Source organism: Myroides odoratimimus (genome assembly GCF_030326305.1).
Lineage (GTDB): Bacteria > Bacteroidota > Bacteroidia > Flavobacteriales > Flavobacteriaceae > Flavobacterium > Flavobacterium odoratimimum_A.
In genome coordinates, this window is sequence record NZ_JACAKB010000010.1 from 1 (window position 1) to 24,474 (window position 24,474).

Sequence of the window (24,474 nt, forward strand, 5' to 3'; positions counted from 1 at the left end):
TTTTCGATCTAAGATCTCTTCAAAAGTTGATAAAAAACTCACTTGATTAGGGTTTTTATTGTGTGCTAACATTGTAAATAATTTGCAAGGTTTAGACTCTAAAGATACTAAATCTTGCAATATTTTTAAACAAAAAACACACAAAAATAAGTGTAATATATTGATTTATATTTAAATAAGTTGTTTTTAAGGGGCGACTAAATAGATTAGGTGGGAGAAAAGAAAAGCCCACTTCGTAGAAGTGAGCTTTATTAATTATTTGTTGATTGCTTCAAACTCCATTGTTAGTTTTTTTAGTTCTAATTCATGGGTTTTGATATTTGTTTGTAAGTCAAGTAATTCTTTTTTGAACTTTAGATCTTCAATAGGAGTAAGTTTACCAGAAGCCTTTTTTTGTACATATTTGCTATTTTTTGCATTGTATTTATCTTCAGCTTTTTGAAGTTTTAAGGTTTGTTTGCTAACTCTTTTTTGGCTTTTTATTATTTCTTTTTGTTTTTTTAATTCAGCTTTATGTTCCTTTTCTAGTTGTTTCTGTGCTCTTAATTCCTCTTTTTGTTGCTCTTTAGCTATTTTTCTTTCTTGTTCTAATCTTTTAGCAGCATCTTTCTCGTTTTGAAGTTTAATTTCTTCAAGTCTTAAGTTTTCTTCTACTACTTTTTGTTGGTCAATTAGAGACTCTAGTGTAGCTTGTTCTGTAGTGACTTCTTTTACATCAGTTGTTTTAATTTCTTGAGCATTAACCACAGATGTTGTTGCTACAAATAATGCAGCAGCACATAGCATTTTGTTCTTCATTGTTTTGTTTGTGTGAATTGTATTAAAAATTTGTTTCGTGAGTATATTTTACCATTCATTAATTCTGTTAGCATCAAGCTTAAGAAAGATAAATAATAGAACGGTAAATGCCATTAAACTAGAACCTCCATACGAAAAGAATGGTAGGGGTACACCTATGGTAGGAAATAGTCCAATAAGCATTGTAATATTAAAGGCAAAGTGGATGAATAGAAAGCAGATAACACAATAACCATAAACACGGTTAAATATTTTCTTCTGTCTTTCTGCTAAATGAATTAATCTGAAAAATAGGCAGACAAATAGAATGATTACAAAAGAGGCACCAGCAAACCCCCATTCTTCTCCTACAGTAGTGAAGATGTAGTCTGTATGTTGTTCTGGTACGAAACCTCCTTTAGTTTGTGTCCCTTCTAAGAACCCAGTTCCTGTCCAACCTCCTGATCCAATGGCTATTTTGGATTGATTTAAGTTATATCCTTCAGCTTGTAAGTTAACGTCTTCTCCTATTAATACATTGATTCTATCTTTTTGGTGCGGTTCTAATACTTCGTCATAAACATAATCTACAGAGAATACAAAGGTAGACATGATCACGACTAATATTATATATATAAGAGGGTTACGAGTTATCTTCTTATTTAAATAGAAGTGTAACGCTGTTATAGCAACAATAGTGGCTATGATAATACCTGGCTTTACTACTAAGGCAGATACGAATAGAACAATAGTAATAAACCCAGTCCATAAGTACCAACTAGGTAATCCTTCTCTATATAGAACGAATACAAGAGAAACGAATAGCATGGCACTACCCGTATCATGCTTCAAAATAAACAAAGTAGGTACGCCAATAATAACTAAAGCAATAATTTGTTCTTTAAATGAACTAAGGTGTGATTGACTATCTGATAAGAATTTAGCAAGTAGCAATGCTGTAGTTGTCTTTACAAATTCAGAAGGCTGTATACCAAAACCGGCTATTTGGTACCAGTTTGTTTGTCCTTTTACAGATTTACCAAATACAAATAAACCCAGTATGGATAGTAGTCCGATGATATAAAATACCATAGCGTACTTCTCATAAAATTTAGTATCTATAGATACAATCAATATAATAAGTGGAATACAAAAAATAATAAACATTAGTTGTCTACCATAGATTTGGCTTAAATCAAAAATAGATGTGGTTTCTGCAGGTAGAGAAGCCGAATAGATATTAATCCATCCTGCTATGACTAGAAGCATGTACAGAAGTATCGATATCCAATCTATATTTTTTTGAACACTAACGTTTTTCATTTTTGTTGTAGTCTAAAGCTATATATTAATTCTGTGTTTTTTTTTAGGTTTATCTGACTTGTCATAAAGATGAAGTACCTTGTCGTATTCACTTTTTAGGCTTCCTTCAAGCATTCTTTTTTCTAAGTCTGTTCTTACTATTTCAGGCAGAAGATACTTCTGTATCATTAAGCTGGTAATAGGTGCAGCCCATCTAGTCCCCCAATATCCATTTTCTATAAATACAGCAATAGCTATTTTGGGATCATCTTTTGGAGCGAAAGCAACAAAGACAGAGTGATCTGTTAGTTGGTAACGCTTGCCATTTATTCTTGTGAAATTTTCTACTGTTCCTGTTTTTCCTGCCATCTCTAAGCCTTCCACGCGAACAGAACGTCCTGTACCAATATTGAAAACATCATTCATTCCTTTTATCACTTGATCAAAGTGATGTGAATCTATCGTGGTAACGTGTTTAGTTGTAAACTTTTTATCGATATCGTGGTGTTCTATATTTTTAATGATATGAGGAGTATAGTAGTATCCTTTATTTGCTACAGCTGCCATTACGTTAGCTAGTTGCATAGGAGTCATAATAACTTCCCCTTGACCAATAGAGTTAGAAATAGTGGTTGTGCTTTTCCAGCCTCCGTTTGGATACCATCTGTTGTAATAGTCTGCATCAGGAATATGCCCTTTTCTTCCTTCAGGAAGATCGTATCCTAAGAATTGACCTAATCCAAAAGAATGTAAGTGTTCACTCCATTTATTGATTCCTTCAGCAGGAGTCTTATATTTCTCAATTACTCTTTTATAGGTATTAGCAAAGTAAGTATTACACGATTTTGCAATAGCAATGTTTAAGTTCCAATGACCAGAATCGTGACATCCCATCCATGCACCCTTACCATAATAGAATCCTCTGTTACAAGCAAAAGTAGTATGTTCATTAATTACTCCTTCTTGTAAACCTATTAATCCAGTAAGTATTTTGAATGGTGATCCTGGAGAGTATTCCCCGGATAGTACACGATTATACAATGGTTTGGCAAGTGAATCATTGTATAGTGAAGTGTAGTTCTTAGATCGCTCTCTTCCAACTAATAAAGCTGGATCATAACTAGGAGCATTAACTAATGCTAATATTTCACCTGTTTTAGGTTCGATCGCAACGATGCCCCCTCTTTTATTCTGCATTAATAGCTCTCCATAGGCTTGTAGCTCACTGTCTATTGTAAGTATGATATCATCACCTTTTACAGCTAAAGTGTCGTATATACCATTTTTAAATGAACCAATTTCTCTATTAAAACGGTCTCTTTGGATATATTTAACTCCTTTAGTCCCTCTAAGTGTTTCTTCATATTCTTGTTCAATACCTTGTATACCGATTAAATCTCCAGATTTATAATAAGAATTAGCCTTTATATTTTGCTCATTTACTTGACGTATATATCCAAAAATGTTTGCTCCTGCCGAAACTTGATAATCTCTTAGGGATCTTTTTTGAATATAAAATCCATTGAAATGTCTAATTTTTTCTTGAAAAGCAGCATATTCTGCTTTGCTTAATTGAGGTAAGAAAATAGAAGGTAGTCTAGGACTATATACTTTTGCTTTTTCTAATTTAGAAACGAATTGGTCATAGGTAACATCCAATAAACTACATAGAGCTAATGTGTCAATATTTTTGACTTCTCTAGGAACAACCATTATATCATAAGAAGGTTGATTCGCTATAAGTAATTTATTATTTCTGTCAAAGACATATCCTCTCTCAGGATATTCATAGACAATTTTTAACGCATTATTCTCTGACTTCTTAATATAAGTGTCATCTACTATTTGTAAAAAAAATAATCTAGCTAGTACAACAATAGTAACTACTATAATAATTAAAGGTAATAAAAGCTTTCTCATTTTTTCGACGGTTTAATCAGAAATAATATCAAAATACACGCTAGTAGCGTTGTTATAGTTGTCAGTACAGTCCTTAGAAGTATCTCCCAAATAAAATTAAATCTAAAGAATTCTAATCCAAAGAGAATAATGTGATGTATAACAACAGATATAGAAATATAACCAAAAACTTCTAGAGATTTAAAAATATCTTTAGTGATTTTTTTGATGATATTTAAATTGTGATATTGATAGCTGATCCCGAAGGAGAACTTTAGTACGGATGGTCTAGCAAAAGCTAGAATTAGACTAGCAGCTGCGTGCATTCCACCAGAGTTTTCAAACATATCTACGATAAGACCAAGAAAAAAGCTTGTTAAGTAAAAAACAGCTTTATTGTTGTCTGTAGGGTATAGAATGATAAAAAGGATATATGGAAATGGGTTTATAAAACCAAAAAGATCTATATTATTGAAAATAAGAATCTGTGCGATTAATAACGCAATAAAACGAGCAATATTTGAAAATGCAACACTATTCATTTTTTGTTTCAGCTTCTAGTTGGTTAATTTCTTCAATATCTTTATTCTTAATTACATATATATATCCAAGGTTTGTCATGTCATTAAACAAACGAACAGAAATAGTAAAATAATTTGAAGTTTCATTAGTATATGCTTTCTCGATTACACCAATAGGAATATTCTCAGGAAAGATCGTAGATATACCTCCTGTGACAATAGTATCTCCTTTGTAAATCTCAGCTAGCCTTGGTATATCAGATAAGTTAACATATCCAGTGTTTTTACCATCCCATTCTAGAGGGCCGAAGTGATTAGTACCCTTAATCTTAGCATTGATCTTAGACTTAACGTTTAAGATGCTTTGTACAGTAGAGTAGTTTTTAGATGTTTTTTCTATTACTCCAATCACTCCATTACTATTAATCACTCCCATATCTTTTTCGATACCTTGTTTAGAACCGCCTTTTATGGTAAGGTAGTTTTCTTTAGTATTGAAGGTGTTACGGATTACTTTAGCGACTATAATAGAATACTCTTGTCTTTCTTCAGGCATTAAATTTCTAATTTCTATAGAATCTTGTGCCGTAGTATTGTTAAAAGCGATGGACTTTAGGTGTGCATTTTCTAAAACTAGAGCGTCATTCTCTGTTTTTAGATGCATATACTCCTTAAAATTGTTTACATTTTCATAGACATAACCAGTCACACCATTCGCAGAGCTAATAAACGAACTTTGGTGAAAAGTATGCGTTTGTATTATTAGCCCGAATGATATGACTAAAAGCAGCAAAAACAGTAGCTTAGTACTGTTTTTTATAAAGAAATTGATTATCTGCTGCATAAGTTATTTTTATTTGATCAATACACTTTTGTATTTGTCAATGTTCTTGATTGCTAGGCCAGTACCTCTTACAACTGCTCTTAAAGGATCTTCTGCAATATAAACAGGAAGGTCAGTTTTTTGAGAGATACGCTTGTCTAAACCTCTAAGCATAGAACCTCCACCTGCTAAATAAATACCAGTGTTATAGATATCAGCAGCAAGTTCTGGTGGAGTTTGAGATAATGTTTCCATTACAGCATCCTCTACGCGTTGGATAGATTTGTCTAGTGCTTTAGCAATCTCTCTGTAAGATACAGTTACTTGTTTTGGTTTTCCAGTTAATAGGTCACGTCCTTGAACTAGCATATCTTCTGGAGGAGTCTCTAAATCTTCTGTAGCTGCTCCAATTTGAATTTTAATTTTTTCTGCAGTACTTTCTCCAACGAATAAGTTGTGTTGAGTACGCATGTAATAGATAATATCATTAGTGAATACATCACCTGCAATTTTTACAGATTTATCGCATACAATACCACCTAATGCAATTACAGCAATCTCAGTAGTACCACCTCCGATATCTACAATCATATTACCTTTAGGTTGCATAATATCTACTCCAATACCGATTGCAGCAGACATAGGCTCATGTATAAGGTAAACCTCTTTACCATTCACACGCTCACAAGATTCTTTTACAGCACGCATTTCTACTTCTGTGATTCCAGAAGGGATACATACAATCATGCGTAATGCAGGTGTAAACATTTTTTTTCTTAAAGCTGGAATGCTCTTGATAAAGAGGCTTATCATTTTTTCTGAAGCATCGAAATCAGCAATAACTCCGTCTTTTAATGGGCGAATTGTTTTGATATTACCATGCGTTTTTCCCTGCATCAAGCTTGCTTCTTTTCCAACAGCAATAATTTTACCCGTGGTCCTATCTCGGGCAACAATAGAAGGGTTGTCTACCACAACTTTTCCTCCATGGATGATTAGGGTATTCGCTGTTCCAAGGTCGATAGCGATATCCTCAGTCATAAAATCAAAAAATCCCATATAATTAAAAGGCTTTTATAGTTAATATTTTAATGCTTTACAAAAGTAGTAAATTAATGTTTAAAATGACGAATTCCTGTACAAACCATCGCGATATTATTTTCATCACAATAATTGATACTCAAATCGTCTTTTATAGACCCTCCTGGTTGGATTACAGCTGTAATTCCAGCGTTGTGAGCTATTTCTACACAGTCTGGGAATGGGAAGAATGCATCGCTTGCCATAACAGCACCTTTTAGCTCTATATTAAATGAATTAGCTTTTTCGATTGCTTGACGTAAAGCATCTACACGAGAGGTTTGTCCTGTACCAGAAGAGCACAGCTGACCATCTTTTACTAATACAATTGTATTTGACTTGGTGTGTTTACAGATTTTAGAAGCAAATAACAAATCTTCTATTTCCTTGTCAGAAGGAGATAATTTTGTAACGTTAGTTAATAGTTCTTTATTGTCTGTAATATTGTCTTTATCTTGAACTAAAATTCCGTTTAAACATGTACGTACTTGTTTTTTAGGTAATTCAGTTTCTTTTATTACTAAAATAATTCTGTTTTTCTTTTCTTTTAAAATCTCAATAGCAGCTTCGTCGTATGCAGGTGCGATTACAACCTCACAGAATAATTTGTTGATTTCTTCAGCAGTCGCTACATCAATAGTGTTATTTGCAATAAGAACCCCACCAAATGCAGAAGTAGGATCGCCAGCTAGCGCATCTAAGTAAGCAGCTTTCATTGTGCTTCTTTGTGCTACACCACATGCATTATTGTGTTTTAAAATTGCAAATGTAGGAGCTTCGTTTTTAAACTCATTGATCAAGTTTACAGCAGCATCTATATCCAGTAAGTTGTTGTAAGATAATTCTTTACCATTTAATTTGTCAAAAAGGGCATCAAAGTTTCCAAAGAAGTGACCTTTTTGATGAGGGTTTTCACCATATCTAAGTTCGTTGCCATCAGCTTGGCTAATTTTAAGAACTGTTTCGTCTGTATTGAAATAGTTAAAAATAGCTCCATCATAATGAGAAGAAACATGGAATGCTTTAGTAGCTAATAGTCTTCTGTTTTCTAAAGTAGTTGATCCATTATTTTCTTGAATCATCTTTAAGAATAACTCATATTCATTTACAGAAGGAACGATTACTGTGTCTTTAAAGTTTTTTGCAGCAGCTCTGATCAATGAAATACCACCGATGTCTATCTTTTCAATAATATCAGCTTCAGGAGCTCCAGAAGCTACTGTGTTTTCAAAAGGGTATAAATCCACAATCACTAGGTCGATTTGTGGGATTTCGTATTCTTTCATTTGAGCAATATCTCCTTCGTGATCTTGTCTATTAAGAATTCCTCCGAAAATCTTAGGGTGTAATGTTTTTACTCTTCCACCTAGAATAGATGGGTAAGAAGTAACGTCTTCTACCGGTACTACAGGTATATTTAACTCTTTGATGAAAGTTTCTGTACCACCAGTTGAATAGATAGTTACATTGTGCTTGTGTAACTCTTTTACGATTGGCTCTAATCCATTTTTATCAAAAACAGAAATCAGTGCTGATTGAATTTTTTTAGTTGTGCTCATGTTGTGTTTTTTGTCAATGCGCAAAAGTAACTATTGTCAATGTATTAATAAAGTTTAATGTAGAAGTTTTTTAGCTTTCTTTTTATTTTATTTCTAATAATGATTAATTTAGAAAAATATATCTCTGTTTTTTGTGTTGTTGACAAGATTCGGTGAAGGATGTTTTATCTATAAAGAAAAGTGATTAGCCTTATGAGAGTGTATTTAAGACTTTTGTCCACGAGTTTTGGTTTTGCGATTAATGCGTTGCGTATTAATAAGCTTCGTACTGCGCTTTCTTTTTTAGGTGTTACTATTGGTATTTTTTCTATTATAGCTGTTTTAGCAGCGGTAGATTCGATGGATAGAAATATTAAAAGTGAGTTGAGTGGTTTTGATCGAAATATGATTTATGTTTTTGATCGTGCTTTCGGACCAACAGATGTTCCTAAATGGAAGTATGAGCAATTTCCAAAGATGAAGTATGATGAATATGACTACCTTAAACGAAATCTAACTAATGTTGAGTATGCATCTTTTAACTATTTTACTAAATCTGAGCAAATGAAGTTCGGTGCGAATTATGCAGAAGTCATTATGAGACCTAGTTCATCTGATATGCAGTTTCTTGATAATGTTAAAGTGGTTAATGGACGTTTTTTTAATGAATCAGAAGCGACCAATGGTGTGCCGGTGGTGGTGATAGGGCATGAAGTAGCTAATACATTATTCCAAGACTTTGATCCTATAGGGCAAGAAGTACGTTTGTATGGAAAGCGTTTTGTAGTTATTGGAGTTATTGAAAAACAAGGATCTATTAGCGTAGGAGGAAGTCAAGATGAGAGCGTATATATGCCAGTGAATATAATGAGGCAGATGTTTGGTGATAATAGTCTAGCTTCTACAACCGTAATTATTCTCAAACCAAGTAAAGATATTAGCATTAATCAATTTGAAGATGAAATAGTGGCTAAGTTAAGACTATATAGGGGGCTAAAAGAAAGTGATGATAATAATTTCTTTGTTAATGTATTTGGGGGGATGCTAGACATGATAGAAAAAATTATAGGACAAATGAATGTTGTTGGGTGGATAATTAGTGGATTTTCTTTATTGGTAGGGGGTTTTGGTATAGCTAATATTATGTTCGTGTCTGTTAAAGAACGTACGCATCTTATTGGTATTCAAAAAGCTATTGGTGCGAAGAAAAATTTCATCTTATTTCAATTTTTATTTGAAGCAGTTATATTATCACTTATTGGAGGGCTAGTAGGTATTGTTATGGTGTGGGGTATTGGTTTATTAGTCACTGTCTTATTAGATTTTACTTTTGTATTGAGTTTATCTAATATCTTTATCGGGTTAGTTCTATCTGGTTTTATTGGAGTATTGTCAGGATATTTACCTGCAAGGTCAGCCGCTAAGTTAGACCCTGTAGAAGCTATTAGGATGGGAGGGTAGCAGTTAATAAAAGTAAAAAAAAAGGATACTAGTTATAATAAACACTAGTATCCTTTTTTATATAAGACCTGAGGTATTATTATCTCATAGGTCTATTTAAGATCAAATCTAAGTATTGATTTACATTCTTTTTCAGATCTTTTCTGTGTGTAATGAAATCAAGGAATCCATGTTCTAGTAAGAACTCAGAAGTTTGGAAACCTTCAGGTAAGTCTTTACCTGTTGTATCTTTTACAATACGTGGACCTGCGAAACCAATTAATGCACCTGGTTCAGCTATATTGATATCACCTAACATAGCGAAAGAAGCTGATATACCACCTGTTGTAGGATCTGTACATAGTGAAATGTATGGAATTTTAGCATCACTTAATTGAGCTAATTTAGCAGATGTTTTTGCCATTTGCATTAATGAAAAACCTGCCTCCATCATACGAGCTCCACCTGATTTTGAAATCATTAAGAACGGTATGTTGTTTTTTAATGAATAGTCTATTCCACGAGCGATTTTTTCTCCTACTACCGATCCCATAGAACCTCCAATAAAAGCAAAATCCATCGCAGCAACTACTAATTTTTCTCCTTTTGATTGACCAACAGCGACTTTAACAGCATCTTTTAATTGTGTTTTAGTCATTGCTTCTTTTAAACGATCTACATACTTTTTAGTATCTTCAAATTTCAAAATATCTTTTGAAGAAAGGCTTTTGGCTATTTCTTTGTAGTCGTTGTTGTCAAAAAGAATTTCAAAATATTCTTTACTACCAATACGAACGTGATATCCATCTTCTGGACTCACCCATAAATTTTGTTCTAACTGATCTTGATCAATTATCTTTCCAGTAGGAGATTTATACCACAATCCTTTTGGAATATCTTTTTTGTCTTCTGTTGGCGTCTGAATACCTTTTTCTTTCCTTTTAAACCAAGCCATAAAATGTTTCTTTTGTTTATACTAATTTGAAAGCAAGGGGGGAATTATAACGTATTTACGTTATTTAAATCTTCAAAAGCTTGTTCTAGTCTAGCGATTAAAGTTAATTCTCCTTGTCTAACCCATGCTCTTGGATCATAATACTTCTTATTAGGAATATCTGAACCTTCTGGGTTACCTATTTGAGTTTTTAAATAGTCTATTTTTGAAGACATATAGTCTCTAATTCCTTCTGTGTAGGCAAACTGAGTATCTGTATCGATATTCATTTTGATTACACCGTAGCTAATAGCTTCTCTGATTTCTTCTACAGAAGAACCTGATCCACCATGGAAAACGAAGTCTACAGGATTGTGTCCTAAGTTATGTTTCTTAGCCACATATTCTTGAGAATTTTTAAGAATGATAGGAGTAAGCTTTACGTTACCTGGTTTGTAAACACCGTGTACGTTTCCAAAAGAAGCAGCGATAGTAAATCTAGGACTTACTTTAGATAATTCTTCATAAGCGTAATCTACTTCATCAGGTTGAGTGTATAATCTAGACGAATCTACATCTGTATTATCTACCCCATCTTCTTCTCCACCAGTTATTCCTAATTCTATTTCTAATGTCATACCTAGTTTGTCCATGCGTTCTAAGTATTTTTTAGAAATCTCGATATTTTCTTTAATTGGTTCCTCTGATAAGTCAATCATATGTGAACTAAATAGAGGTTTACCATATTGTTTCATATGTTCTTCACCAGCTTCTAATAAACCATCTATCCAAGGTAATAGTTTTTTTGCACAGTGGTCTGTATGTAGAATAACAGCTACTCCATAAGCTTCTGCTAATGCATGTACGTGTTTTGCTCCTGCAACAGCTCCTATGATAGCTGATTTTTGATTATCATTTGACAACCCTTTACCTGCCATAAAAGATGCTCCTCCATTTGAAAACTGAATAATCACTGGAGAGTTTAATTTAGCAGCCGTCTCTAATACAGCATTGATAGTACTTGAACTAGTTACATTTACTGCTGGTAGTGCAAAACCTTTCTCTTTTGCATATCTAAAAATCTCTTGAACTTGGTCGCCAAAAGCAACTCCTGGTTTAATATTATGAGCCATAGTTGTGTGTTTAAATTTTGTACAAAAATACTAATTATTATTTGAATTAGAATGGATAATTAATTCCAACGTTTAAGACTGATTCTTTTAAGCTAAACTCCTTGAACCATTTTCGACCTTTATCTTGTGCAGGATTATATGTTTTGAATCCCATATCTAATCTGAATACAAAGAAACTAAAATCATACCTTAATCCTAGTCCCGATGCTACTGCCATATCTTTTAATGAAGAAATGCCGTTAAAGGTATAGGTATTATCTTTAATATCATCAAATACATTCCAAATATTTGAAGCATCTACGAAAAGGGCTCCATACCATTTTCCTCCAATATTAAAACGATATTCAGTACTGAAGAACAATTTCATATTTGCTTCGTTAAAATCATTGATTCCACCACTTCGTCCAGGACCTAAACGATATGACTGCCATCCTCTATTGTCATTTGATCCTCCTGAATAGTAACTTCTTGTGAATGGAATAGAGTTAGAGTTGCCATAAGGGATTGCTAGACCAGCAAAAGCTCGCATTGCGACAACACGTTTTTTACCTAAATCAAAGTACTTAACGAAGTCTACCTCGGTTTTTACATATTGAGAGAACTCCACATCCATTATTGTCTTTTTTCCTGTCGGACCAACTTTAGAACTAGTGTTCTGCATTAAAAGATTCATAAGGCCACCTGCAGACTCTACTTTTGCTTTTAGTGTATAAAAACTATTGTCTAACAGGTTAGTTCTAGTTGTATTTGTAAAGGTAAGATTGCTCGCTATAATTAAGTTGTTTTCAGATAAGCGTACTCGTCTTTCTTCTATACTTCTAATCTCTTGATGATCTTGAGCAGAGATACCTAGAGGATTATTTGTATCTAAAGCATCTTTTATAAATAGGTTACTCCCTCCCTCAGCTATTGTTAGATTACCATTTTGATCATAATAGTCTGGGTTGATGTTACTATAGTTTTTAGATAAATCATTTAATCTGGTATAAGACGATTTATAGACACTAAAGTAGTTACTAGGGTTTGTGTTTCTAATGTATTGAATGTTAGCTAAGTCTACACTGAAGCTATTTCTTCTAGACGGTAACCACGTATAGTTTATAATGGCTGTTAAACTGTTTTTATCTAGTCCAATATTTTTTTGTTTAGTATGGCCAAAACTCATAGAAGTAGTTGGTAGCATACTTTTAGGAATAAACCTTTCTGTTTTTATAGGAAATAATAATCGAGGAAAAGTTAATTTAATATCCCCTCCATATTCTGTTACATTGAAGAACACATCATTTGGATTACTCATTTGGCGAGAAGATCCTAATGATCCTTTTAAATTTATTTCTAATATTTCAGCTCCTTTAAAAACATTTCTAAATAATAAACCCATACTACCACCGATTCCGAAATCTTGAATATTAGAGTGAGTAACATCAAAGGAAGGGTTAAAAGTCATTTTTTTACGAGATGTCAAGTAGATATTACTGATCAATGATTGACCAGTAGTATCTCTTTTATCTTCTACATACTCAATAACTGGGTAGTTAAAAGTACGCAGATTACTAATAGAGCGAGATGTCAATACCCTTCTGAAATCACTAAAAGTACTACCTTTCGTAATAAAAATAGCATCTGTAAGTGCCTTCGGCTTATACTGAAGTTTTGTAGAGCTATAAATATTAAAATTGTTATAGTGGATACTATCTAAGACGTATTCTTTGTTTTTAGAACTATTATCTGTGAAGATATTTACATCACTAATAGTATATATTTTAAAAGGAACTTCTTTTAATGTATCACCAGATTTTATTGTTCTTGGGTCAATGATTAGCTCTATATTAGCTCTGTTTTTTTTATTGATGATAGTATCTACTTCATAGCGAATATTTAATTCTTGAAAGTAATATGCTCCATTATCTCTAAACTCTGTCGCTAATCTTTTTCGTTCTTCTTCGAAATTTTTAACGTCAAATACTGTATTGTTCTTGATTTTAGATTTTGAAAGAGACTTCAGATATAAATCTTCTAAGGCTTTCGTACTAATATTAGAGTTAATACTATCTATAATATAAGGTTCACCTGTAGTAATACTATAGGTGTTTTTTACTTTTTTTACTCCAGTAGTATCTAACTGAGTTGTGATTTTTGTGTCAAAAAAACCTTTGTTGAAGTAATAGTTTTTTAAACGAACTTTAGATTTATTTGTTCTCAGACTATCATATAAAGCAGGCGCTTCTCCTGTTTTTAATAGGAAGTTATTGATTCCAGATATAACAAAAGATTCTCCTAAACGGTCAACTTGTTTTTTAGAAAGAATCCCCTCCATTAGCTTTTCTTTACCAGGATGTTCTTTTAGCCATACTTGGTATAATGAATCAGCATTTGGTTTTGCAAGATTGTATAAGTACAGTCTTAACCTCATATTAGTCATAGGAAAAGTACTGTTCGGATGTTGGTATAGCTGAGCTATAACCTCTTCTTTAGATATTTTTTTACCATTTTCAAGAATGGTGTTCTCCATTAATAGAGCTCGATCATTTGGAACCTGCTCAGTGATAGAGCATGCAAAAAAACTTATGCTCATTAATAGAAATAGTAGTATTTTTGGTAAAAATCTGCTCAAAGTAGTATAGTCAATTTTCAGTCAAAAATACAGTTTTTTATGGTTACGAAAAACCAAATCAAATTAATTAAGAGTTTACATCAGAAAAAATATAGAAAAGAACACCAACTTTTTATTGCAGAAGGTGTTAAGGTGATTGGAGAATTAGTTAAATCTTCTCTGGTTTTAGAACATATATATTGCACAGAGGAGCTTCACTTTAATGTTCCACAGTCTAAGGTTTCTATTATTAGCAAAGAGGATTTAAAAAAAATGTCTGCTCTGAGTACTACTTCTAATTGTTTGGCTGTATTTCATTGTACGGAACAAGAACCTGTAGATTATAGTGATCTCATCGTTGCTTTAGATGATATTAGAGATCCCGGAAACTTAGGTACTATTATACGATTATGTGATTGGTTTGGTATTAAACATATTGTTTGTACTAACGAAACAGTAGATGTATATAACCCTAAGGTTGTACAAGCTACTATGGGGTCTATTGCACGTGTTAATCTTGTTTATGGAGATTTAGCTGAATTAATTCGAGAGGGAGGAGAGCTTCCGATTTATGGAACGTTTATGGATGGTGATAATATCTATCAGAAAACAGTAGAGAATAAAGGAATTATCATCATGGGAAATGAAGCTAATGGCATTAGCGCTACTATAGAAAGTTTAGTGACAGAGAGAATAGCTATTCCGCGTTATGGAAATCTACAACAGACAGAAAGTTTAAATGTTGCCATGGCAGCCTCTATTGTATTAAGTGAATTTAGAAGACATAATTTTTAATAGCATAAAAAAAGGGAACTTATTTAAGTTCCCTTTTTTATATCTGTTTTTAATGAAAGGTAAAGTTGACAAATATTCCTCTAGATTTCATAGATTCGATATTTCCAGTCCACGGACTTTGTGCATTTTTATCTCTGATTAATTCATCATTAATTCCGAATACCCCTCTAATAGAAGGCGAGAATTTAAAATATTCAAAATAAATATCTACTCCAACTCCGATTTCATAGTTAGCTGTAAGTTTCTCTACTCTCCAGACTCCTTCATAGTTATCACTATCTACTTTATTATTACTTCCTAAGTTTAAGTCTAAAGAAAAACCTCCTAAGACATAAGGACGTATATTTCCAGTTCTCAAAGCAGAGAATTTTAATAATAAAGGGAAGTGTAGGTATGTAGCACTAGTTGATTTTACAGAGGAGTTGTTTAGTTCATATTCTGAAGGCTCTAGATTATTGTGCTGTGTGGCATAATAATCATAGATAAGTGCTCTAGGAAATGATAGTTCTCTTTTAGCATACGTTAACCCTGGTTCAAAACGCAAGTCTAAATGTTCCATGATACGCAAATTCCCTACAAGACCTACATTGAAGCCCATAGATGACTTAACTTGAATTTCAGTATAGTCATTAGGATATTTTTCTTTTAGTGCTTGTAGTTTGTGATAATAGTCTGCGTTATAATCAAACTTGTAATTGTATGAATTAACTCCTAAGTAATAACCCCAATGTACACGTTGTTTGTCCCACTCTCTTTTGTTAAGCATGGGGTTTCTACCGAATATCCATTGCCCATAAGATTGTGAGCTAACGAATAGGATTAAAAAAAATACAATTAGTCTTTTCATATTATTTAGAAGATGAATATATCGTAGCAATTCCCATTGTTTGTGGAAGATGCTTTACATCTTTAAACCCAACTTTTCTTAAAATATTGTTTAAAGCTTCTCCAAAAGGGAAATTTTTTGCAGAGTCCGATAAATACTTATAGGCTTTTTGGTCTTTAGAGAACAATTTACCCATGAATGGCATCACATTCTGTGTATAGAAGAAATATCCTTGCTTAAACGGAAATTTAGTAGGAACAGAAGTTTCTAGAATAACGAAGATTCCTCCTGGTTTTAATACGCGAAGTATTTCTGATAATCCCTTTTCTAAGTCCTCGAAGTTTCGAATACCAAAACCTACTGTGATAGCATCAAAAGTGTTATCTTCAAATGGTAAATTTTCAGAGTCTCCCTGTACCATTTCTATTCTGTTATCTAGGTTTAGTGCTTTGATCTTTTGTTTACCTACTTCTAGCATTCCAGCTGATAAATCTAATCCAGTGATTTTAGCTGCCTCTGTTTTTGAAAGTAAAATAGCTAAATCTCCCGTACCAGTAGCAATGTCTAATATTGTATTTGGTTTTTGTTCAGATACTAATTTTAATACTTTGCGTCTCCATCCTTGATCAGTACCAAGAGAAATCATTCTATTTAAGTTATCATAATTGCCAGAAATAGTGTCAAACATTTGTTCGACTTGTTGTTTCTTGCCTAATTCAGATCCTTCGTATGGAGTAATATTTTTTGACATTGTATTTTATTTTTGACAAATATAATTATTAAAAGCTAAATGAGAAGTTTCGTTTTGTGTCAAAATGAAGAATAAATATTTTTTAAATAAGGAAGTAGATAAAGTCACGTTCAATTGTTTAAAAAAAGAAAACCTGAGCGTATGCTCAGGTTTGTCTGTATGAGATTAAATATACATGTGGTAGTATTCTCCACCTGCAAACTCTAATTGGTTTCCTTGTTTAAATCCTAGTCGAGAATAAAGTTTCATCGCATTAGGGTTTTCTAAATCTACAATTAGTCCTACTTGTTTATGACCTTGTGACTTAGCATAGTCTACAGCATGTTTCAGTAAGTGACTTCCTACTCCTTTACCTTGTACTTTTGGAGATACAGCTACAGTATCTAAGTAGTATTCTCCACCAGCAGTTTCTGGTTCAGGTATCATGTCATTATTATATTGTTGCTTCATTAGCTCTAGTACAGGCTCTCTTAACGTGATGAAATCATCTCCGTTATATCCAGTAATAGAACCTACGATATCCCCCTCTTCATCTATCGCTACGAAAGTGTTTTCATAACTATATAAGTTACCTGGTTTACGGAACATAATAGTTAGAAAGTTAATAGCTTCTTCTATGTCTTCTTTTTGAATAAATGTGAAGACAATATCTTCCATTGCTTGTAGCATTAATTCTGGAACTACGTCGTAATCTTCTCTTTTTGCAGGTCTAATTGTATAATGCATTTTTCTTAATTTGAATTAGTACAAAGGTAAGAAAGTTTAAGAGAACTCTAGATTATTACTGATGTGCTCTTCGTTCATTTATTTTATCCCATTCTTCAGATGCATTCTCTATACCTATTTTATTAGGTTCGAATATAGGATCTTTTCCCTCTTTGCGTTGTGTTACATAATCTTTTAATGCTTTTAGAGCAGGCTTTCTTAAAATAAATATAGCAATGATATTAATCCACGCCATAGCTCCCACACCGATGTCACCGATTCCCCATGCTATGCTTGGTTCACTAGTAGAGGCAAAGAATACAATGCTTAATATGATGATACGCATTCCCCATCTAAGAACTATGTTTTTCTTTTTACTTAAGTACTCAAAGTTGGATTCAGCGATGAATACGTAAGACATAGCAGTGGTAATAGCAAAGAATGTTAGTGCTATAGCGATGAATTGAGAAGCGAATACAGGAAAATGTGTAGCTACAGCTTTTACCGTATAAGCAGCTCCTGCTTCTACACCTGGCATATTTTCTACTATATAAGTTCCTGACTCATCTATCACATTATACGAATTCGTAAATAAGATCATTAAAGCCGTAGCTGTACATACGAATAGTGTATCTACATAAACAGAGAAAGCTTGTACTAATCCTTGTTTTACAGGGTGAGATGTCTCTGACGCAGCAGCAGCATGTGGTGCTGTACCTTGCCCTGCTTCATTAGAGTATATCCCTCTTTTTACTCCCCATGCGATAGCAGCACCGAAGACTCCACTAAATGCTGATTCTAGATTGAAGGCCGATTTGAATATTAAAGCAAAGATGTGTGGCACTTCTTGTATATTTAATCCTATAATAAATATAGCCATTATGATATATGCACTTGCCATAAAGGGTACAATAACCTGAGCTATTAATCCCATTTTTTTTGCTCCACCAAATACTGCAAATCCTAAGAATAAACAAATACCAATCCCACTAACCCAAGTAGGGATAGAGAATGCAGAATGCATACTTACAGCGATACTATTACTTTGGATACTCGGTAAGAATAGACCACAGCTGATTAAGGTTACGATAGAAAAGAAGAGAGCAAAAGCTTTGCTTTTCATTCCTTTTTCTATGTAGAAAGCCGGTCCTCCTACATATTGACCATTTTTATCTACTTTGTAAATCTGTGCTAATGTAGATTCTATAAAAGCAGATGCACTTCCTAAAAAAGCAATAGCCCACATCCAGAAGATAGCTCCAGGACCTCCTGCCGCGATAGCTGTAGCTACTCCTACAATATTTCCTACTCCTACACGCCCCGCGATAGCCATACTAAATGCTTGGAAGGGACTCACGCCTTTGTCAGAGGAACTTTCTGTAAAAAGTAATTTCACCATATGGCGAAAATATCTAATTTGTACAAAGCCTGTTGTAATTGTAAAATAAAGTCCTGCTAACAGACAGAGCGCGATAAAAATGTTAGACCAAATTAAGTCATTTAGTAATTTAATAGTTTCTTCCATTGTGTTGTGTGTGCTTATTGTTGTGTGTGTTTGTAGTACATCTTTTATTGTTAAGTAGAAATGTACTTGTTTTATATTTGTGAAAATTAAGAAAATTTTAAGTATTGAGTAGTGTTAAAATTGTCTTTTTTTAAATTTAAAATCATTCTTTGTAAAACTTACTATATTTATCAGCTTGTTTTGATGAAGTATTACTTTTTTGTATGTAAAAAATAGCGATAATTAAAGGAGGCATTTTTTAACTTTGAACAGACAAATAATTAGACGTAACATTAACTACAAATTGTATGGCACACACAGATTATATTCGTCGTTCAGATGGATTACCTTTAGAAGAGATTTTGTTGGCTCGTATCTCTATTGTCTTAGAGGTAATGGATAAAGTAACCTTACAGCATAAATGGGATTATGCTTATGCAGAAGGGAAGTGGACAGTAAAAGAATTGGTACAACACCTAATAGATTGTGAGCGTATATTTAGTTATCGTGCTTTACATATTGCTCGTCAAGATACTACTACTTTAAGTGGATTTGATGAGAACCTCTATGTAGATAATGCAAAAGGAGAGAATAAAGAGCCTCAAGACTTAATAGAAGAGTATGTAACACTGATGAAAAGTGTGTACTACCAGTTCAAAGGTTTTACAACAGAAGCGTTAGCTTTTAAAAATCAGATGGCTAATTATGTGCTCTCTGTAGAAGAGATAGGAAGGCTTAACTATGGACATACCTTACATCATCTAGAGATTTTATCAGATAGATATTTAGATAAAGAGTAGTTAAGGAGAGAGTAGATATAAAAGAAAATAGCCACTCTTATGAGTGGCTATTTTATATATGTTATTAGTAACGGATGCTGAATAAACCTTCAGCTTTGTTTTCTAATTTTTCAAAACGCTCAGTACATTCTTTGATTAATTGAACAGCAGCTGCTTTATCTCCAAAACCATCAGTAGTAACTGTTTTGTTTTCTAAGTCTTTATATACTTTGAAGAAGTGTTCTACTTCTTTTTTGAAGTGTTCGTTTACATCTTGAATATCGTTTAATTTATTCATGATTGGGTCAGATACAGGTACACATAAGATTTTTTCATCTTGTCCTTTATCATCAGCCATATAGAAAACACCTACAGGTTTTACCTCTACTACCATTCCTGGAAGAGATGGCTCAGTGAACATTACAAGTACGTCTAGAGGGTCTCCATCTAAAGCTAATGTTTCAGGAATAAATCCGTAATCAGCTGGATATCTCATGTTAGAATATAAAAGACGGTCAAAACGCAATCTTTTTAAATCAAAATCATACTCATATTTGTTTCTGCTGCCTGCTGGAATCTCAACAAATGCATCAAAAGTTTCGAATGTATTCATATTTTTTTATTTAAATCTTATTTCTAAAAATCGTGTGCAAAAGTACTCTAATTACTTGTTTATAACAAGTTTTAGATTAATTATTAGAAATAAATTCCGAAAGATCCTCTAATGGCAAACTTTCTAGCATCTGGCATATCTAGGTAATTCCCTCTCCAACTTAGATCCAGTCTAAAGATTTTAAATATATTACCTACACCGATATAATATTCATAATACACATCACTAGGAGCCTTGTATTGAAGTCCTGATGCATTTAAGTCTATATTCTCTTGTGACACCTTTCCGTATATTCCTCTAACTCCTACGATTTCACGTAAATTGAAATCTCTTAACCATGGAATACGTGAGAATAGACGACCACCAAAATTGTGCTCTAAATGCAATGATGCATATTGATCTGTAACAAATTCATAATAGTTTAAGTTAGCAAACGTATTTTCTATATTAAACCACGATTGGTTACCTGGTACAACACTTAATAGTCCTAAAGGTACTTCTCCGAATGTCTTTCCTGCTTCGAATGTAGGTGTCAGTGTACCAAAGCCTCCTAATAATAGAGGTTTTCTAGCATAGAATTGAACTTTTTTATACTCGAAGTCACTATCTATTACACCTTTGAACCCTTGTGTATATTTTAAGAACATACGTAGATATTTTTTATCTACATCCGTTCTATCTACACCGTATCCTATTGTTTTTCGTTTAGGTGTATACTCAGCAGTTAGGTTAAATTCAGACTGTTTTGTTTCGTTGGCGATGATATTATTCTCTTTATCCTCATAGTAGTCTAGGTTAAATAAGTCTGATGCCGCTCTTAGTGTTCTATAATTAAATGAAGTACTAAACTTTAAGTTCTTGACAGGTTCTATCTCTAGACCTACTGTAGAAAGATTAATTTTAGTCAACTTAGTATTATCTCCACTCGCAAATAAGGAGTTTGAAGCAAAGCTTCTTCCTAACACATCATTGGTCTCTGTAAGACTTACACCTATCTGTTCTATATCTCTACGGTTTCCTCCGAATAAGATTAATCTACTATCGTTGTGCAATAGTACTTTAGCACTTATACCGTATTTAAATTGGTTGTCTTTAAATCCGTATGCTCCATATCCTTCTAATCTCCATTTGTCATTTGGACCAAAGTAAGTTCTCCCTCCAGCGCGCAAACGAAGCCCTTCTATGTCGTTATAACCAAATGTAGAGAAGATAGGCCCGTAGTCAAATTTGTACTTATCGATATTGTAATAGTTACTCGCTATAGTAGACGATAGGTCAAATAGGAATTTAAACTTAGGAACTGTTTTTAACGTATCTAGCATCTTATAGATTCCTAGTTCGTCTTTACTTAATGATTCAAAGCGATAGCTTTTCCAGAAGTCTTCATCTCTTTTATAGATTCCTTCATCATATACATTCACATTCTTTTGATAGAATTCATCAGGATGCTCTATGTCAAATTTGTGATGTTTATAGATAGAAGTACGTTTACCATATACTCCTTTTGACTTTTCTCTTTTAGAAAGGGCAAAGTCAGACATAAAGTGATCTTTGGTCAATAAGAATACAGAGTCGTTTAGTACATCGAACTCTTGCTCTATATAGATTTCTTTTACCCAGTTAATATTCGCATCTCTACTCGCTTCCATATTGATCTTCTTGATCGCGAATGTAGAGTCGTTTACCCAGAAGTCTCCTTTGAATGTTAGTTCTCCTTTACGTCTAGGGTAGTACACGATATTAAAGCACCACTTATCATCTATATAAGCACTATCGGCTAGTACATAGTTATATACATTAATACCTGTACGAGATAATGGACTGACGAAGTCTTTATCGAATATCTTGATATAGTTGTTATAGATATTATACTCAGCGTATAAGTCTTTAACAAACTCGATGATATGTTGATTCGTATCAAAACCTGAGTTTTTGTTCCCTAAGGTTTTTTCTATTTTCTTACCATTTCTATTATCACCATATACCTGACCTATATTTTCATTGATAAAAATAGGTAGGTAAGTCTTACCAGTAATGCGGTTAGTATCTATCTGTTCGAAGATAAACTCCATACCTCTGAATAATTTTTTCTTTTGGTATGCGCTATCTATACTGTTCAAATCAAATTCTACTTTTTCGTATTTATCATACTCATACTGAGAGAACATGTATAAACCATTTTTGCGTTTACGCTCCCATATTTTACGTAGAATATCTAAGGCAGGGTTATTCTTCTTAGAAGTTTTACCAGCATAGATTTTAACTTCATCTAAGGTGTTGTCATCTTGTAGAATGACTTTTAGATCTAGATTCGTTTTTCCCTCTAGTGGAATTTCAAGTGTTTTATAACCAACGAAAGATACGACTAGGGTAGTATAGGTCTTAGCCGACTCTAAATAGAACTTACCAGATTCATTAGCAATAACCCCATCAGTAGAGTTTTTAAAGTAAACGCTAGCAAATGGTACCTCTAAGTTGTTTTCGTCAATTATTTTTCCACTTACTTTGGTTTGTCCCCAACTAAATACCGAAACGAGTAGAAATAGTAATAAAAACTTAACTTTATTTTTCATAGCAGAGTAGTATTCATAAAAAAAGACTCCATCTTAGCATAAGATGGAGCCTTTCAAATATACGTTAATTTTTTATTTATAAAGTACTTTTTTTACAGCTTTCACTACATCGTTAGCGTTAGGCAACCACTCTTGTAGTAATACTGGAGAATATGGAGCTGGTGTATCAGCAGTCGTGATTCTTTGGATAGGAGCATCTAAATGATCAAATGCTTGCTCTTGTACCATATAAGTAATTTCTGAAGAAATACTTCCGAATGGCCAAGCCTCCTCTAGAATTACTAGACGGTTTGTTTTCTTAACAGACTTAAGAATAGCCTCTTGATCTAATGGACGTACAGTACGTAAGTCAATAATCTCACAAGAGATACCTTCTTGAGCTAATTCGTCAGCAGCTTTGTAAGCTTCTTTGATGATTTTACCAAAAGAAACGATAGTTACATCAGTACCTTCTCTCTTAATATCAGCTACTCCTAATGGGATAGTGTATTCTCCTTCTGGCACTTCACCTTTATCACCATACATTTGCTCAGACTCCATGAAGATAACAGGGTCATTATCACGGATAGCCGCTTTTAATAATCCTTTACAGTCATATACGTTAGATGGTACTACTACTTTTAATCCAGGTACGTTAGCATACCAGTTTTCAAAAGCTTGTGAGTGAGTTGCACCTAATTGTCCTGCAGATGCAGTAGGTCCACGGAATACGATAGGAATATTAAATTGACCACCAGACATCTGACGCATCTTAGCAGCGTTATTTATAATTTGGTCGATTCCTACTAAAGAGAAGTTGAAAGTCATAAACTCAACGATAGGACGGTTACCATTCATTGCAGATCCAACTGCAATACCAGCAAATCCTAACTCAGCAATCGGAGCATCGATAACACGTTTTGGACCGAATTCGTCCAACATACCTTTAGAAGCTTTATAAGCACCGTTATATTCAGCTACTTCTTCACCTATTAAATATATTGATTCGTCGCGACGCATTTCTTCGCTCATCGCTTCACACACGGCCTCTCTAAATTGAATCGTTCTCATAATTTTCTATTTTGTGTAATTAATTTACGAAAGCAAAAATAGGAAAAAATATCTTTATCTTGAGTATCTGTTTTATTGTTTTATAGGTTTTAATCTTATGTAACCTCTTTTATTATATTTTTTATACCCTACTTTATTTCTGATTTACAATTCTTTAATATTATAGACCTTTAGCTGAAGGTGTTGTAGTATTTTAGCTTTTATAGTCTATAGCCGTATCGTAGAGATATTCTAATAATGATACTAATCGATTTAATAACAATTAGCTCTCTTATATAAGAGAGCTAATTGTTATTTTTGAGTCTGTAACCAGTCTTCGTATTTTAACCTAGTGATTATCTCGATGCGATCGTCTTTAAAGTATTTGTCGTATCTGTTTTCTGATTTATAAGCAAAGGTAAATCCACACTTAGATTGTGCACGTAGTGATTTTGTGTTTTCTTCATAGAATCCACACCACAGGTCTATCATTTTGAGGTCTACGAATGCGTGTTTGATTAATCTATTAAGCGCTTCTGGGATATAGCCTTTGCCCCAATGTGGTACACCTACCCAATAGGCTACTTCTGCTTCGTTTTCTGAAATATCGAAGTTGCTATTCTCACCGATTAATAAACCGATACACCCTATCGCTTCGTTGGTGTCTTTTAGAGCTACGGCGTATATCTCAGGGTGTGCAAATTCGTTGTTGATTACTGCTTTACTTTCTTCTACACTTTTGTGCGCAGGCCAACCTGCTGGAGGACCGACCTGTTCGTCTTTTGCATATAAATATAAACTCTCTGCGTCTGACTCTTCCCAAGGGCGTAAAATCAATCTTTCTGTTTCTAGTCTCATC

Annotated in this window: 21 protein-coding genes; 3 read left to right on the plus strand and 18 right to left on the minus strand. The window is 33.3% G+C overall.

Annotated elements, in window-relative coordinates; all coding sequences use genetic code 11:
* Positions 1 to 255: 255 nt before the first annotated feature.
* From HX049_RS09120 to purH, 7 genes are read right to left on the minus strand one after another with little or no spacing between them, the layout of a single operon-like run.
* On the minus strand, positions 256 to 798 hold the full coding sequence (locus HX049_RS09120) for a hypothetical protein (protein ID WP_286415511.1): 543 nt from the start codon (positions 796 to 798) through the stop codon (positions 256 to 258).
* 48 nt (positions 799 to 846) lie between these two features.
* Positions 847 to 2,100, minus strand: coding sequence for a rod shape-determining protein RodA (gene rodA, locus HX049_RS09125; RefSeq protein WP_286415512.1), 1,254 nt, complete (start codon positions 2,098 to 2,100; stop codon positions 847 to 849).
* A gap of 18 nt (positions 2,101 to 2,118) precedes the next feature.
* Positions 2,119 to 3,999, minus strand: a complete 1,881-nt coding sequence (gene mrdA / locus HX049_RS09130; RefSeq protein ID WP_286415513.1) for a penicillin-binding protein 2 — start codon at positions 3,997 to 3,999, stop codon at positions 2,119 to 2,121.
* Positions 3,996 to 4,520 carry a rod shape-determining protein MreD gene (locus HX049_RS09135; protein ID WP_286415514.1) on the minus strand — a complete coding sequence of 175 codons (525 nt, stop codon included), beginning with the start codon at positions 4,518 to 4,520 and terminating at the stop codon, positions 3,996 to 3,998. Before HX049_RS09135 ends, mrdA begins: the two co-directional genes overlap by 4 nt.
* On the minus strand, positions 4,513 to 5,343 hold the full coding sequence (gene mreC, locus HX049_RS09140; protein ID WP_286415515.1) for a rod shape-determining protein MreC: 831 nt from the start codon (positions 5,341 to 5,343) through the stop codon (positions 4,513 to 4,515). Before mreC ends, HX049_RS09135 begins: the two co-directional genes overlap by 8 nt.
* 9 nt (positions 5,344 to 5,352) lie before the next feature.
* Entirely contained in the window at positions 5,353 to 6,381 is a 1,029-nt protein-coding gene (locus HX049_RS09145) for a rod shape-determining protein (protein ID WP_006257267.1), read from the minus strand.
* A 53-nt stretch (positions 6,382 to 6,434) separates the two neighbouring features.
* Positions 6,435 to 7,961: a bifunctional phosphoribosylaminoimidazolecarboxamide formyltransferase/IMP cyclohydrolase gene (gene purH, locus HX049_RS09150; protein ID WP_286415516.1), complete on the minus strand. Its 1,527-nt coding sequence runs from the start codon at positions 7,959 to 7,961 to the stop codon at positions 6,435 to 6,437.
* Positions 7,962 to 8,153: 192 nt separating this feature from the next.
* On the opposite strand from purH, the gene HX049_RS09155 reads away from it, so the two are divergent.
* Complete coding sequence (locus HX049_RS09155) at positions 8,154 to 9,401, plus strand: ABC transporter permease (protein WP_286415517.1); 1,248 nt, start codon at positions 8,154 to 8,156, stop codon at positions 9,399 to 9,401.
* Between the two features lie 79 nt (positions 9,402 to 9,480).
* On the opposite strand, the gene accD is transcribed toward HX049_RS09155, so the two are convergent.
* Genes accD through HX049_RS09170 form a run of 3 tightly spaced genes read right to left on the minus strand, consistent with a single transcriptional unit; the run spans position 9,481 to position 14,022 of the window.
* Positions 9,481 to 10,335, minus strand: coding sequence for an acetyl-CoA carboxylase, carboxyltransferase subunit beta (gene accD, locus HX049_RS09160; RefSeq protein ID WP_286415518.1), 855 nt, complete (start codon positions 10,333 to 10,335; stop codon positions 9,481 to 9,483).
* Between the two features lie 44 nt (positions 10,336 to 10,379).
* Positions 10,380 to 11,447, minus strand: a complete 1,068-nt coding sequence (fbaA, locus tag HX049_RS09165; protein ID WP_286415519.1) for a class II fructose-bisphosphate aldolase — start codon at positions 11,445 to 11,447, stop codon at positions 10,380 to 10,382.
* 46 nt (positions 11,448 to 11,493) lie between these two features.
* Entirely contained in the window at positions 11,494 to 14,022 is a 2,529-nt protein-coding gene (locus HX049_RS09170; protein ID WP_286415520.1) for a BamA/TamA family outer membrane protein, read from the minus strand.
* A gap of 78 nt (positions 14,023 to 14,100) precedes the next feature.
* Between HX049_RS09170 and HX049_RS09175 the strand changes: the two genes are divergently transcribed.
* Positions 14,101 to 14,835, plus strand: a complete 735-nt coding sequence (locus tag HX049_RS09175) for a TrmH family RNA methyltransferase (protein ID WP_286415521.1) — start codon at positions 14,101 to 14,103, stop codon at positions 14,833 to 14,835.
* Positions 14,836 to 14,884: 49 nt separating this feature from the next.
* Here HX049_RS09175 and HX049_RS09180 read toward each other — a convergent pair whose 3' ends face one another.
* From HX049_RS09180 to HX049_RS09195, 4 genes are all read right to left on the minus strand, one after another.
* A complete protein-coding gene (locus HX049_RS09180; RefSeq protein WP_286415522.1) occupies positions 14,885 to 15,682 on the minus strand; it encodes a porin family protein in 798 nt (265 codons plus the stop codon).
* 1 nt (position 15,683) lies between these two features.
* Positions 15,684 to 16,412 (minus strand): bifunctional demethylmenaquinone methyltransferase/2-methoxy-6-polyprenyl-1,4-benzoquinol methylase UbiE, encoded by a 729-nt coding sequence (ubiE, locus tag HX049_RS09185; RefSeq protein WP_286415523.1) that lies wholly within the window; start codon positions 16,410 to 16,412, stop codon positions 15,684 to 15,686.
* 165 nt (positions 16,413 to 16,577) lie between these two features.
* Positions 16,578 to 17,138: a GNAT family N-acetyltransferase gene (locus HX049_RS09190; protein ID WP_286415524.1), complete on the minus strand. Its 561-nt coding sequence runs from the start codon at positions 17,136 to 17,138 to the stop codon at positions 16,578 to 16,580.
* 55 nt (positions 17,139 to 17,193) lie between these two features.
* Positions 17,194 to 18,642, minus strand: a complete 1,449-nt coding sequence (locus tag HX049_RS09195; RefSeq protein WP_286415525.1) for an alanine/glycine:cation symporter family protein — start codon at positions 18,640 to 18,642, stop codon at positions 17,194 to 17,196.
* 287 nt (positions 18,643 to 18,929) lie between these two features.
* Here HX049_RS09195 and HX049_RS09200 point away from each other — a divergent pair, with 287 nt between their 5' ends.
* Positions 18,930 to 19,421, plus strand: coding sequence for a DinB family protein (locus tag HX049_RS09200; protein ID WP_286415526.1), 492 nt, complete (start codon positions 18,930 to 18,932; stop codon positions 19,419 to 19,421).
* 64 nt (positions 19,422 to 19,485) lie between these two features.
* Here HX049_RS09200 and HX049_RS09205 read toward each other — a convergent pair whose 3' ends face one another.
* From HX049_RS09205 to HX049_RS09220, 4 genes are all read right to left on the minus strand, one after another.
* A complete protein-coding gene (locus HX049_RS09205; protein ID WP_006257253.1) occupies positions 19,486 to 20,013 on the minus strand; it encodes an inorganic diphosphatase in 528 nt (175 codons plus the stop codon).
* An 83-nt stretch (positions 20,014 to 20,096) separates the two neighbouring features.
* Complete coding sequence (locus HX049_RS09210; RefSeq protein WP_286415527.1) at positions 20,097 to 22,586, minus strand: DUF5686 and carboxypeptidase-like regulatory domain-containing protein; 2,490 nt, start codon at positions 22,584 to 22,586, stop codon at positions 20,097 to 20,099.
* Positions 22,587 to 22,658: 72 nt separating this feature from the next.
* Positions 22,659 to 23,636, minus strand: a complete 978-nt coding sequence (locus HX049_RS09215; protein WP_006257250.1) for a pyruvate dehydrogenase complex E1 component subunit beta — start codon at positions 23,634 to 23,636, stop codon at positions 22,659 to 22,661.
* Positions 23,637 to 23,927: 291 nt separating this feature from the next.
* Positions 23,928 to 24,473 carry a GNAT family N-acetyltransferase gene (locus HX049_RS09220; protein ID WP_286415528.1) on the minus strand — a complete coding sequence of 182 codons (546 nt, stop codon included), beginning with the start codon at positions 24,471 to 24,473 and terminating at the stop codon, positions 23,928 to 23,930.
* Position 24,474: the final 1 nt, after the last annotated feature.

Bases quoted from the DNA above. Each gene is read 5' to 3' on its own strand.
- HX049_RS09120 (WP_286415511.1), bottom strand. From the start codon at position 798: ATGAAGAACAAAATGCTATGTGCTGCTGCATTATTTGTAGCAACAACA.
- rodA (WP_286415512.1), bottom strand. From the start codon at position 2,100: ATGAAAAACGTTAGTGTTCAAAAAAATATAGATTGGATATCGATACTT.
- mrdA (WP_286415513.1), bottom strand. From the start codon at position 3,999: ATGAGAAAGCTTTTATTACCTTTAATTATTATAGTAGTTACTATTGTT.
- HX049_RS09135 (WP_286415514.1), bottom strand. From the start codon at position 4,520: ATGAATAGTGTTGCATTTTCAAATATTGCTCGTTTTATTGCGTTATTA.
- mreC (WP_286415515.1), bottom strand. From the start codon at position 5,343: ATGCAGCAGATAATCAATTTCTTTATAAAAAACAGTACTAAGCTACTG.
- HX049_RS09145 (WP_006257267.1), bottom strand. From the start codon at position 6,381: ATGGGATTTTTTGATTTTATGACTGAGGATATCGCTATCGACCTTGGA.
- purH (WP_286415516.1), bottom strand. From the start codon at position 7,961: ATGAGCACAACTAAAAAAATTCAATCAGCACTGATTTCTGTTTTTGAT.
- HX049_RS09155 (WP_286415517.1), top strand. From the start codon at position 8,154: ATGAGAGTGTATTTAAGACTTTTGTCCACGAGTTTTGGTTTTGCGATT.
- accD (WP_286415518.1), bottom strand. From the start codon at position 10,335: ATGGCTTGGTTTAAAAGGAAAGAAAAAGGTATTCAGACGCCAACAGAA.
- fbaA (WP_286415519.1), bottom strand. From the start codon at position 11,447: ATGGCTCATAATATTAAACCAGGAGTTGCTTTTGGCGACCAAGTTCAA.
- HX049_RS09170 (WP_286415520.1), bottom strand. From the start codon at position 14,022: ATGAGCATAAGTTTTTTTGCATGCTCTATCACTGAGCAGGTTCCAAAT.
- HX049_RS09175 (WP_286415521.1), top strand. From the start codon at position 14,101: ATGGTTACGAAAAACCAAATCAAATTAATTAAGAGTTTACATCAGAAA.
- HX049_RS09180 (WP_286415522.1), bottom strand. From the start codon at position 15,682: ATGAAAAGACTAATTGTATTTTTTTTAATCCTATTCGTTAGCTCACAA.
- ubiE (WP_286415523.1), bottom strand. From the start codon at position 16,412: ATGTCAAAAAATATTACTCCATACGAAGGATCTGAATTAGGCAAGAAA.
- HX049_RS09190 (WP_286415524.1), bottom strand. From the start codon at position 17,138: ATGCATTATACAATTAGACCTGCAAAAAGAGAAGATTACGACGTAGTT.
- HX049_RS09195 (WP_286415525.1), bottom strand. From the start codon at position 18,642: ATGGAAGAAACTATTAAATTACTAAATGACTTAATTTGGTCTAACATT.
- HX049_RS09200 (WP_286415526.1), top strand. From the start codon at position 18,930: ATGGCACACACAGATTATATTCGTCGTTCAGATGGATTACCTTTAGAA.
- HX049_RS09205 (WP_006257253.1), bottom strand. From the start codon at position 20,013: ATGAATACATTCGAAACTTTTGATGCATTTGTTGAGATTCCAGCAGGC.
- HX049_RS09210 (WP_286415527.1), bottom strand. From the start codon at position 22,586: ATGAAAAATAAAGTTAAGTTTTTATTACTATTTCTACTCGTTTCGGTA.
- HX049_RS09215 (WP_006257250.1), bottom strand. From the start codon at position 23,636: ATGAGAACGATTCAATTTAGAGAGGCCGTGTGTGAAGCGATGAGCGAA.
- HX049_RS09220 (WP_286415528.1), bottom strand. From the start codon at position 24,473: ATGAGACTAGAAACAGAAAGATTGATTTTACGCCCTTGGGAAGAGTCA.